The following is an 11521-nucleotide window of genomic DNA, read 5'->3' on the forward strand; positions in this document are numbered from 1 at the left end:
TATTGTCGCAGGAGCAATAGCTAAAGTATAGCAGGGAGTAGGAAAACAGTCACAACAGATGTTACTCATTAACATAACTAGATTCTAAAGTTTCCTCTAAACTAAACGGTGACTCCTTTGGAAAGAAATTTAACTTAATCCCTGTTTCATCCGATGCTTTTAGACGTGCCTTTTGATAACAGTCCTCAAATACTTCTGAAAGCAAAGGTTTCAAACTAGGACTATCTTCTAATAACCCTTCAATACAAATCCGTTGTTCTGTGATGGTACTGCGCCAACTTTCACTGCGTTTTTCCGGTTGATAGTGCCATTTTAATAGGTGCATTAATAACACAATTAAACGACTTTTTAATTCCCGTTTTTCACTTCTTCCCATACTTTCAATTTCTTCAATTAAATTTGGAATATCAATTTCATTTAATTTATTTTCTTTTAACTGTTGAACAGTGGTTTGTATCCAGAGATAAAAGTCTTGTTCATAAAGAGTATTAGGTCTTGTCGTGGATGAGTTAATCATGGTTAATCGCCTTTAATTTATCATTTATGATTAAATATGTATCCTATTTTTATAAGAAGTTACAAAAAACCTATAATTTGTTGTAAAACCCCCCTGTAAATTTTGTCTGATCTCTTGATTTTTAATTCTAAATATTTTTAATCCTCTAGCAGTTAAAATAGCATCCCGTTCTTGATCTGACTCAACCTGTAGGTCATGAATTTCTCCATCCACCTCTATAACTAATTGAGCTTGATGGCAGTAAAAATCTACGATAAAACCATCAATAATTTGCTGACGGCGGAAGTGTAATCCATTTAAGTTATTTCTTCTTAACTGTTCCCAGAGGATTTTTTCTTCTGGAGTCATTTCCCGACGCAGTTGTTTAGAACGCTGGTATTTTTCAGATGTTATCTTTTGTCCGACAACAATATTCTTAGGTTCCATCTTGATATGTTTTATAGCATTAAAATTTTATATTGTGTGCGATCGCTTGTTTGACCTCTCCCCCAACCCCTCTCCTATAAGGAGAGGGGAGTAAGAGTATTGTTTATGCTCACAACAAAAGTCTACCAGATCATCCCCCCATTCCCTCGCACCGGAAGGGGGGTTAGGGGGGTTAGGTCAACCCTTGCGACCTCTCCCCCAACCCCTCTCCTACAAGGAGAGGGGAGGAAGATTAGTATTTGTGATCACAACAAAAGTCTACCAGATTATCCCCCCATTCCCTTGCACCGGAAGGGGGGTTAGGTCAACGCCGGAATACCCAAAATATCTTCAATTTTTGGCATTTCTGCTAACGGAATCACCCGACCTTCATCCTCAAATCCAGCAATTTGATCAAAGTTCAGATAACGGTATAAATCCGCCGCAAACGGGTCAACTTTCTTAGTCACAATTTCCCGATATTCTTCAACCGTTGGAATCCGTCCTAATAACGCACAAACCGCCGCTAATTCTGCCGAACCTAAATAGACCCGCGCATCCTTGCCCATGCGATTATTGAAGTTACGAGTAGAGGTTGAAAACACCGTTACCCCATCTGCAACTCGGGCTTGATTTCCCATACATAAGCTGCATCCCGGCATCTCATTTCTCGCCCCAACAGCATCAAAAACCTCGTAAATTCCTTCATCGCGTAATTGCTTTTCATCCATGCGAGTTGGGGGACAAATCCACAGACGAACATTGGTTTTCGATGCCCCTTCTAATATCTTAGCAGCCGCCCGATAATGCCCAATATTCGTCATACAAGAACCGATGAATACCTCATCAATTTTGTCTCCCGTACATTCCGACATTAACTTAATATTATCGGGGTCATTAGGAGCCGCCACAATCGGTTCTTTGATCTGGTTCAAATCCACTTCAATAATATCAGCATATTCGGCATCTTCATCCCCTGCCATTAACACCGGATTTGCTAACCATTGTTCCATTTTTGCCACCCGTCGCATCATGGTTTTGGCGTCTTGATAACCCCGTGCCACCATATTAGTCATTAGGGCAACATTGGAACGTAAATACTCGGCAATGGTTTCTTGACTGAGCTTAATCGTAGATCCAGCACAGGAACGTTCGGCTGTTGCGTCGGTTAATTCAAAGGCTTGTTCCACCTTTAAATCTGGTAAACCTTCCATTTCCATAATCCGACCATTGAAAACATTTTTCTTGTTTTCCTTAGCCGTAGTTAACTTGCCTTGCTGCATGGCAACATAAGGAATGGCGTTAACAATATCCCGCAACGTCACACCCGGTTGTAATTCTCCTTTAAATCGGACTAACACCGATTCCGGCATATCCAAAGGCATCACACCGAGTGCTGCGGCAAATGCTACCAACCCCGAACCCGCCGGGAAGGAAATCCCCAGGGGAAAACGGGTGTGGGAGTCGCCCCCAGTTCCCACCGTATCGGGTAACAGCATCCGATTTAACCAAGAGTGAATAATCCCATCCCCCGGACGCAGGGCCACACCACCCCGAGTGGAGAAGAAATCGGGTAATTGTTGATGGGTTTTGATATCAACGGGCTTGGGGTATGCTGCGGTGTGACAGAAACTCTGCATCACCAAATCGGCGGAAAATCCCAAACAGGCGAGTTCCTTGAGTTCGTCCCGGGTCATCGGGCCAGTGGTATCCTGGGAACCTACGGTGGTCATCAACGGTTCGCAGGATGTCCCTGGACGTACACCCGCCAACCCGCAGGCTTTTCCGACCATTTTCTGGGCGAGGGTAAAGCCTTTTCCGGTTTGATCCCCCCTTGATCCTCCCTTACTAAGGGGGGTTGGACGTACAAATAAATTAGAAAGTTCTAAACCCAAGGCGAGACGGGTCTTATCGGTTAAGCTGCGACCAATTAATAAGGGAATCCGACCCCCAGCCCGGACTTCATCTAAAATAGTATCGGGTTTGAGGGTAAAGGTAGAAATTACGTCTCCGGCTTCGTTGGTGATTTCTTCTTTATAGGGATAAATGGTAATCACATCCCCTGTATTAAGTTGACTCACATCACACTCAATCGGTAAAGCACCGGAGTCTTCGGCGGTATTAAAGAAAATCGGGGCAATTTTTCCACCCAAAATATAACCGCCAGAGCGTTTATTGGGAATGTAGGGAATATCGTTGCCAATATGCCACAATACGGAATTAATCGCGGATTTCCGAGAAGAACCCGTGCCGACAACATCTCCGACATAAGCGACAGAATGCCCTTTTTTCTTCAGTTCAGCAATGGTTTCTAACCCTCCTGGCATCCGACTTTCCAACATAGCTAAAGCGTGTAAAGGAATGTCAGGGCGGGTTGTGGCATGGGTAGCGGGGGAAAGGTCATCGGTGTTGGTTTCCCCAGGTACTTTAAAGACAGTTACGGTAATGGTTTTAGGCAGTTTCGGACGTCCGATAAACCAATCTGCTTCCGCCCAAGCGTCAATGACTTGTTTAGCAAAGGGGTTAACCTCTGATAAATGCAGAACATCATTGAAGGCGTCGAAGACTAATAGGGTTTTACTGAGGGCGGTAGCGGCGGCGGTGGCAATATTCTCATCCCGGGCTTTAAGTAAGTCGATTAAAGATTGGACGTTATAGCCTCCCACCATTGTACCTAAAAGGGAAACCGCGCCTTGATGGGAAATCAGGGGGCTGGTGATTTCGTCTTTGGCAATAGCGGTTAAAAAGGCGGCTTTGACATAAGCGGCTTCATCGACACCGGGGGGGATACGGTCTCTGAGCAATGTCATCAAGAATTCTTTTTCCTCCTCCGGCGGGTTTTTCAAGAGTTCGCAGAGTGCGGCGGTTTGTTCGGCGTTGAGGGGAAGGGGCGGAATACCCAGTTGGGCGCGTTCTTCGGCGTGTTGACGATAGGCTTGTAGCATGGGTGGGGGTGTTCTCCTGTAATACCTTAATTTTGTTATTGTATTGTAATAGGAAGTTTACGGGAGTTACTGGTAAACGAATTGATCAGAAAAGATGATTTATAGATTATGATCAAGAATAGAATCTTTATTTTAGGTAGGTGACTATGGTTACAAAACAAATAATTCAAGAAAAATTAGAAAATTTAACAGAAGAACAACTTAATGAAGTTTATGGCATGATTGAACAATTAAGTAGTTCAGAAAAACCTGTTAAAAAGCCTAGTTTAATGTCTCAATTACAGGAAATTTCTATTGATGCTCCTGAAGATTTCTCTGTTCAAGTTGCTATTCGTTTAGGGAGAGATATGGGTTAAAAATATTTTTTGTTGTTTCGATACTTTTTATGTAATATTAATAATTTTAAAAAATAAAATGAAAATTTATAAGCTAGATAATTTGCCATCAAAAGAAGAATATATTCAGGGATTTAAGGATATAAAAGAACGCATAAGCAAGAATCAATTATGCTTACTACAAAAACAATATTATTCTCCTAATAAAATAGTTACAGCTACACAACTTGCAGAATTAGCAGAGATCAATGGAGGTCGTTCAGTTGTTAATTCTCTTTATGGCCGTTTGGGACATTTATTATCAGATTCAATTGGATTAAAACCTAATCAAAGGAAATCAGGGGATTATGAGTGGTGGAGTATTTTATCCAGTGGTTATGCCAATAAAAATTATTTTTACTGGCAAATGTATGAAGTAGTTGCTCTAGCTTTAGAAGCATTAGGTTGGGTTAATCAAAAATCCGATATAAACAGCACAAATTATATTGAAAGAGAGATTGATAATTTATTGGCTTATAATACACTAAATAACATATTTTTTACATTGCCTGATGAATTATCAGATGAAACTGAAATCATAAATCTTTATGAAGGGGCTAAACAAAGTATAACTGTAAATCGTTATGAAAGAAATAATCAAGCTCGGAAAAAATGTATTGAATATTATGGAACAGGTTGTTATGTTTGTGCATTTAATTTTGAGAACATTTTTGGAGAAATAGGAAAAGATTTTATTCATGTTCATCATTTAATACCTTTATCTGAAATTAATCAAGAATATGAAGTTGATCCTATTCAAGATTTACGTCCAGTTTGTCCAAATTGTCATGCAATGATACATAGAAAAAATCCTCCTTTTACTATAGAAGAAATTAAAAATTTACTTAATATAAATAATTAAAGTTATTGCTTGTTAAGGGAGTTAGAAGTGAGATCGCTTGTTATTTATTGCTTAATTTACCATTGTTCAATAGATAAACCATCTACATAGGTAAAATCACTATCACAAGTTGCTAAAATCCAAATATTGATTACCGTTTAAATAGCGAATAACCACTGATGTATCTAAAGCAATACTACCATTCATCTTTATTTACTTGATTAAATTCTTGATTAATAATAGTTTCAAGTTCTTGAGCTTCTTGATCACTAAGAATACCAGCAAATTGTAATAATGGATGAGATGAATTTAGATTACTCTCAATAACAAGATTAACTTGACTATTTTCTGGTAAATTAGGATTATGCAAAGGACGCAATAACCCATTTTCATAAATTGCTGACACTTGTTGAATCATAATAAATTAGACTTTGAGTTTAACTAATTAATTCTTATTATAACCTAATCAACAAGATTTAGTTAACAGTGCGATCGCTTCTTAGAAACCAGGTTTCTAATGCACGTTTATTCATTCCCATAAAATTCATCTAAAATCAAATTAATCTCATTAATGCTAATATCTTCCTGTTCAGATTTACTGTAAATCGTTAACAATAAAACAGAAGTTGGAGATTCAACACAATAAATTAACCGATAACCTCCACTTTTGCCTTTTTGAATATTACTATTTTTAACCCTGACTTTGTAAATAAAATAACTGATCCCAAATCCTTGCAAGCGATCGCCAATAAAATTGCCTTTTTGCAGTTCTATAATAACAGACTGAGTATCAGAACGAATATTTCGGTATTTTTTGGCTAAATCTCTTAAATTTCGTTTATACTCAGGTGTTAAATCAATGTTAACGAATGATGAATTATTCTGCATCTATCCCCTCCCACATTTTTTCTAAAGGAATTCTTTGTCCTGTTTTCATTTCGTGTAACCCTCGTCTTAAACTAGCTTTAATTTCTTCCACAGGAGTATCATCAGGATCAGATTCTGATTCATCTTGGGGAGAAACTAAAACAATCACTTTAACCCGACTCGGTGTATTAATATCAAGGTGATGATCTAAAATTAATTGCCCTTTTTCATCCACTGTTCCCATGACTTCAAATGCTTGCATAATTTCATCTTTTATAACAGTTTACTCAATATTATTATAACAAATTTTATGAAATTAGGATAGGGTATAAAGTGCGATTGCTCAGAAACCCTGTTTCTATTATGTGCAACTGTGGATTTAGGAAGATTCTTCACGATAGCCAAGTAGTCTTTTATTTTCTAATATTGCTCCCGCTTCTAACCATTTGATAACTTCAGATTCTTTGTCAGGATTTAACCATAGAATTAATTTAACTTCAGGGATATTTTCAGAAATTTCGGCTAAATAATCCCTAACTTTATCATCTAATGATATAATAATTTTATCAGTAGCGATCGCTGCTTCCACAAGACAAATATCTTTCCAAATTGCTTCTCTGGTTTTATAAGTTATATCTAATTGTTCAAGTTTATTCCTTAATTCACTTAACGTTACATTTTCACAATATTTATACTTTCTTCTGGCTATCATACTAACTCGCCATTTTCTAGCAAATGTTGATTCATGTTTATTCCATTCTGCTTTTAATTCATCAGTCATTACCATAGAATGGCATATTTTTAAAACAGCATTTAAAAAATCACGGCAATTTTTTGAAGTTGGATGTTTAGCGTCTTCTCCGCCACAAGAACGAGCAACAGAAGCATCAATAACTAAATATTTTGATTGTTTATTCTTCATTAAAGCTAATTAGATTCATTCATAAGTTTTAATTCTGCCGCATCTAAATAGCGACTTTCTTCTTGTAAATCAACTTCGCTAAAATCTTCGGGCCAATCTCCAAATGTACCTGCTTTATCTAAATCAGCCGTTGTTATATTTGTACAACCTTCTTGATCACGAGTAAACCAATGTAACTTAACTTTATCAGGTTTAATTCTATCTTCTGCAACTAACGATTGAATTCGTTTTAAAATCAAGTCACTGTGAGTTTCTATCACAACTCTTACCCCTCTATTCGCCGATTCAATTAATATATCAGCTAAGGCAGCTTGAGCGCGAGGATGTAAATGAATTTCTGGTTGTTCTAGGTAAACTAATTGTTCAGGTTCAGCAACTAATAACGCAACCAGAGCAGGTAAAGTTTGAGAAACGCCAAAACCGACATCAGCAATGCTAACCATCTCTGTAGATTTAGTTTTAGGATTAAAATTACAAGGAAGTCGAGCTACTCTAATTTCAACTTGAGTATCATTAATCTGTTTAGTGTCAACTTTACCTGTTAACCCTAAAATCTTTAAATATCTAGCCAAGTCTTTAAGTTTAGAAGATTTTGTTATTTGCCAATTATTAATCACACTAGCGACATAATTCTCAAAAGTACCTGGAAATTGTTCCCCAATTGCTGTTACTGGATAAGTCCGTTCTGGATTTCCCCTTAAACCAGGTACATGAATAATATCACGAATATATTTTTGAAATAGTCCTGAGCGAGTAAAGCTAAAAAATGTTTGCGGGATAGATTTATCATCTTGATTTATAAGTAATTTAACTTCCAAAAAACATCTAATTCTCTCTACATTAAAATAAATCATTTTTGAAAACTCATGATCATTATTTATTTTACTTGATAAATCTTGATAAATTTTTTTAACTTGTTTAGGTAAATTCTTTTCAATTTCTTCTGGAGTCATGTCTGTTCTAAAAACTGCTTCTGGTTCGCCGTTTTCTTGATAAACCATTTGTTTTATGTCAATATTTTTAGTCGTTTTATAAAAATTAAGTCTAATAGAACTAGATTGATTTATTTCGGTTTCAATAGAAAAATCTTTGTATTTTTTAGAAGATAGCTTAGAAAAAACTTGTTCTGTAGATGTAAATTTAACATTAGCACCATTTAACAATAAAGCGCCTGGATCATAAGTTGCTTCCAAGGTTTGTTTGAGCAGAAGTAAAGGTTGCATAATACTAGATTTACCAGAACTGTTGGCTCCTGAAAGTATTGTTAAATTTTGAATTTCTATAGAGCAGGGATTAGCAATAGATTTATAGCCACTAACAGATATTTTAGTAATTCCTTCAAATTTCTCATTTTTTGATTTTGTAGAATTACTTTTTTGAACTGATTTAACCATAATTTAATCTTTTATAACAGTTTACTCAATATTATTATAGCAGATTTTATTAAATTTTTATTAAATTAGGATAGGGTATAAAGTGCGATCGCTCAGAAACCCGGTTTCTCAAAGAAGTTTCTAATGCACGTTTATTCATTCCCATAAAATTCATTTAAAATCAAATTAATCTAATTAATGCTAATATCTTGCTGTTCAGATTTACTGTAAATCGTTAACAATAAAACTGAAGTCAGAGATTCAACACAATAAATTAGTCGATAACCTCCGCTTTTTCATACCCCCCAAGCCTGAAAACTCAATTTTCTATACAGAGCTACGCTAGGCATAGCGCATCTGCGTAAGTCCTGATAAAGTTAAATTCAAAACAATATTATAGCCAAACTGTTCTAACTGACCTTGAATTTCTCGAACCTTAGCCCCGGGTTCACCGCCTTTTAAAATCATGTTTAACTCCTTTGATTAAAGTTCCGGTTTTGTGCTATATTATGGGAATAATAAACAACCCTTAAGATTATCTTTTATATATTAAACCATTCTCCTAACTTGATTAACACAATTTACCCCGATTTCTACTCTTATCAATGAGGTTAACAGAATGGATAGACGGCAATTTTTAAAATTTGTAGGAATTTCAGGCACATCAGCGATCGCAACTTTAGGTACTCAGGGATGGATTGCTAAAAGTTTAGCGGCTTCCCCCGGCTCAAAACGCTTAATTGTGGTTTTTCTCCGAGGTGGAATTGATGGTTTAAATGTGGTAGTTCCTTATGCTGAACCCGGATATTATGCCGCTCGTCCGGTGATTGCCATTCCCAAACCTGGAGCCGAAAAAGGAGCGTTAGATTTAGATGGGTTTTTTGGGGTGCATCCGGCTTTATCTCCCGTCATTCCTCTTTGGAAACAAAGCAGTTTGGCTTTTGTTCATGCCGTTGGTTCTCCGATTTCCAACCGTTCCCACTTTGAAGCCCAAGACCAGATGGAAACCGGAACCCCCAACAATCAAAAAACCCCCGATGGCTGGATGAACCGTTTATTGGGTGTTTTGCCCGGAAAAACTCCCGTTGAGGCTGTCAGCGTGGGTACGGTGATTCCCCGTATTTTATCAGGTTCCCAATCGGTAGCTAATATTACCCTCAATTCCAATAGTACCCGGGAACTCCCCATTGATCGAGATCAAGTCAAAACCGCCTTTGATCAACTTTATGCCAGTAACGATGCCCTCAGTTTAGCCTACCGAGAAGGGAGAAGCGCCAGGGAACAACTCCTGAAGGAATTGGACGCGGAAATGCAAGCCGCCAACCAAGGAGCACCCTTACCCAAGGGATTTGCGGGGGAAGCTCGACAACTGGCGAGTTTGTTAGTGCGAGATCCTAGTATTCAACTGGCGTTCATGAATCTAGGGGGCTGGGATACCCACGTTGGTCAGGGGGGAGCAACCGGACTGTTAGCGAATCGGTTGGCTTTTTTATCAGAGGGATTGATGGCGTTAGTGGAACGGTTGGGGGATGTTTATTCGGATACAACGATTGTGGTGATGTCGGAATTTGGCCGCACGGTTCAGGAAAATGGTAATGGCGGGACGGATCACGGCTATGGGAATGTGATGTGGCTCTTGGGCGGGGCAATTCAAGGGGGAAAAGTTTATGGAAAATGGCCGGGTTTAGCCAAATCGGAGTTATTTGAACAACGGGATTTAAAGGTGACAACGGATTTTAGAGAGGTAATTGCTCAGATTTTAGCGAGTCAATTTAAACTCAATTCTCAGCAGATGGGTCGAGTTTTCCCCGACTTTACTCCGACTCAAACCGTAAGTTTACTCTGAAATTGAGATTTTCTGTTAGAAAGTCAGTAAAATTTGGTAAATTATTAAAATATTCTAAAAATACAGGGTTATCTGCTAAATTGATGATTCCTGTTTTAAACTTATACACTTGGGTTTCATGGCGAAAAATTCGTGGCGATATGGTCTTTCAAAAGGCACAAAACAAATACTTAAATCAATTTCTCTGATGATTTTGGGGCTGGGATTAATAGTTTTATTATCTGCTCACCCTGGTATTGCAAATACTCCCAAAATATTTCCAGAAATTCGAGGAGTTTGGGTAACTACTAATGATACAGATATTGTTAGAGATCATGCTAAATTACAGGAAGCAGTTAATCAACTAGCACGACTAAATTTTAATACGATTTATCCGGTGGTTTGGAATTCTGGTTATGTGTTTTATCCCAGTGGAGTTGCTCAAGCGGGAGGTTTTCAACCATTTATTCGTAAAGGATTACAGGGACAAGATATTTTAGCAGATTTAATTAATCTAAGTCATCAAAAAGGATTATTAGTAATTCCTTGGTTTGAATTTGGATTTATGACCTCACCGTCTTCGGAATTAGCTTTAAATCATCCCCAGTGGTTAACCAGCCGTCAAGATGGAATTCAAACCTGGGAAGGCGCCGCCGGAGAGGTAGTTTGGTTAAATCCTTTTCATCCAGAAGTACAACAATTAATTACCAATTTAGTTTTGGAAGTCATGACTCAATATCAAGGGGATGGTATTCAATTTGATGATCACTTGAGTTTACCGATTGAATTTGGTTATGATCCCTATACGGTTAAGTTGTATCAGCAACAAACAAATTCACTCCCTCCAAAAGACCCAAAAGACCCAACTTGGGTGCGTTGGCGTGCGAATAAAATTACAGAATTTGTGGAAAAATTGAATAAAACCGTGAAAGCGAAAAATCCTAAAGCGATTTTTTCCGTTGCTCCCAATCCCTATCATACTGCTTATAATAGTCATCTGCAAGATTGGGTTAGTTGGGTGAAAAAAAATCTAGTTGATGAGTTAATTGTACAGATTTATCGACCCGATTTACCGAGTTTTACTAGAGAATTAATTAAGCCAGAAATTCAAGAGGCGCGGGGAAAAATTCCGACTGGAGTAGGAATTTTAACGGGTTTAAGAAATCGACCGATCTCGATGCAACAAATTCAAGCTAAGATACAAGCGGCGCGTCAAAATGGCTTAGGGTTTTCGTTCTTTTTCTATGAAAGTTTATGGGATGAAGCGCCTGAGCCTGCTAATGAAAGACAAGCAAAATTTCAATCCCTATTCTATTATCCAGCTTCGCGGGCATTTATGAGATAATCTTTAAAATTCGTTAAAACTCGTTGTTGGGCTTTAGCCCTAAAAAGGGGTTTAAGGGAAAGTCTCCAAACCCAAGCACAAAGAGGGTTGGGAGACCCAATCCCTAC

The 11521-nt window shown here is 37.9% G+C and carries 13 protein-coding genes; 4 read left to right on the forward strand and 9 right to left on the reverse strand.

Annotated elements, in window-relative coordinates; translation table 11 throughout:
• Window positions 1-61: 61 nt before the first annotated feature.
• The 3 genes from NMG86_RS08275 to acnB all read right to left on the reverse strand — a co-directional run bounded on the left by NMG86_RS08275 (window position 62) and on the right by acnB (window position 3867).
• Window positions 62-517, reverse strand: a complete 456-nt coding sequence (locus NMG86_RS08275) for a DUF29 domain-containing protein (protein WP_026787385.1) — start codon at window positions 515-517, stop codon at window positions 62-64.
• Window positions 518-547: 30 nt separating this feature from the next.
• Window positions 548-943, reverse strand: a complete 396-nt coding sequence (locus NMG86_RS08280) for an endonuclease domain-containing protein (protein ID WP_043937182.1) — start codon at window positions 941-943, stop codon at window positions 548-550.
• A gap of 299 nt (window positions 944-1242) precedes the next feature.
• The gene (gene acnB, locus NMG86_RS08285; RefSeq protein WP_026797422.1) at window positions 1243-3867 is read right to left on the reverse strand and encodes a bifunctional aconitate hydratase 2/2-methylisocitrate dehydratase; all 2625 of its coding nucleotides are present in this window, start codon (window positions 3865-3867) and stop codon (window positions 1243-1245) included.
• Window positions 3868-4013: 146 nt separating this feature from the next.
• On the opposite strand from acnB, the gene NMG86_RS08290 reads away from it, so the two are divergent.
• Window positions 4014-4223 carry a hypothetical protein gene (locus NMG86_RS08290; RefSeq protein ID WP_026793521.1) on the forward strand — a complete coding sequence of 70 codons (210 nt, stop codon included), beginning with the start codon at window positions 4014-4016 and terminating at the stop codon, window positions 4221-4223.
• 58 nt (window positions 4224-4281) lie between these two features.
• On the forward strand, window positions 4282-5103 hold the full coding sequence (locus NMG86_RS08295) for an HNH endonuclease (RefSeq protein ID WP_237745588.1): 822 nt from the start codon (window positions 4282-4284) through the stop codon (window positions 5101-5103).
• Between the two features lie 175 nt (window positions 5104-5278).
• Here NMG86_RS08295 and NMG86_RS08300 read toward each other — a convergent pair whose 3' ends face one another.
• The 6 genes from NMG86_RS08300 to NMG86_RS08325 all read right to left on the reverse strand — a co-directional run bounded on the left by NMG86_RS08300 (window position 5279) and on the right by NMG86_RS08325 (window position 8712).
• Window positions 5279-5500 carry an antitoxin family protein gene (locus NMG86_RS08300; RefSeq protein ID WP_036833099.1) on the reverse strand — a complete coding sequence of 74 codons (222 nt, stop codon included), beginning with the start codon at window positions 5498-5500 and terminating at the stop codon, window positions 5279-5281.
• A gap of 107 nt (window positions 5501-5607) precedes the next feature.
• A complete protein-coding gene (locus NMG86_RS08305; RefSeq protein WP_026787379.1) occupies window positions 5608-5970 on the reverse strand; it encodes a type II toxin-antitoxin system RelE/ParE family toxin in 363 nt (120 codons plus the stop codon).
• Complete coding sequence (locus NMG86_RS08310; RefSeq protein WP_026797423.1) at window positions 5960-6211, reverse strand: type II toxin-antitoxin system RelN family antitoxin; 252 nt, start codon at window positions 6209-6211, stop codon at window positions 5960-5962. The genes NMG86_RS08305 and NMG86_RS08310 overlap by 11 nt, the downstream gene beginning before the upstream one ends.
• 117 nt (window positions 6212-6328) lie before the next feature.
• Window positions 6329-6871, reverse strand: a complete 543-nt coding sequence (locus NMG86_RS08315) for a hypothetical protein (RefSeq protein ID WP_026797424.1) — start codon at window positions 6869-6871, stop codon at window positions 6329-6331.
• Window positions 6872-6876: 5 nt separating this feature from the next.
• Window positions 6877-8265 (reverse strand): AAA family ATPase, encoded by a 1389-nt coding sequence (locus tag NMG86_RS08320; protein WP_026787376.1) that lies wholly within the window; start codon window positions 8263-8265, stop codon window positions 6877-6879.
• A 321-nt stretch (window positions 8266-8586) separates the two neighbouring features.
• Window positions 8587-8712: a hypothetical protein gene (locus NMG86_RS08325; RefSeq protein WP_267879836.1), complete on the reverse strand. Its 126-nt coding sequence runs from the start codon at window positions 8710-8712 to the stop codon at window positions 8587-8589.
• A gap of 151 nt (window positions 8713-8863) precedes the next feature.
• On the opposite strand from NMG86_RS08325, the gene NMG86_RS08330 reads away from it, so the two are divergent.
• The gene (locus NMG86_RS08330) at window positions 8864-10090 is read left to right on the forward strand and encodes a DUF1501 domain-containing protein (RefSeq protein ID WP_026797425.1); all 1227 of its coding nucleotides are present in this window, start codon (window positions 8864-8866) and stop codon (window positions 10088-10090) included.
• Window positions 10091-10208: 118 nt separating this feature from the next.
• The gene (locus tag NMG86_RS08335; protein ID WP_043937179.1) at window positions 10209-11414 is read left to right on the forward strand and encodes a glycoside hydrolase family 10-like protein; all 1206 of its coding nucleotides are present in this window, start codon (window positions 10209-10211) and stop codon (window positions 11412-11414) included.
• Window positions 11415-11521: the final 107 nt, after the last annotated feature.

It is taken from the genome of Planktothrix rubescens CCAP 1459/22, from assembly GCA_904830895.1.
GTDB lineage: Bacteria > Cyanobacteriota > Cyanobacteriia > Cyanobacteriales > Microcoleaceae > Planktothrix > Planktothrix agardhii.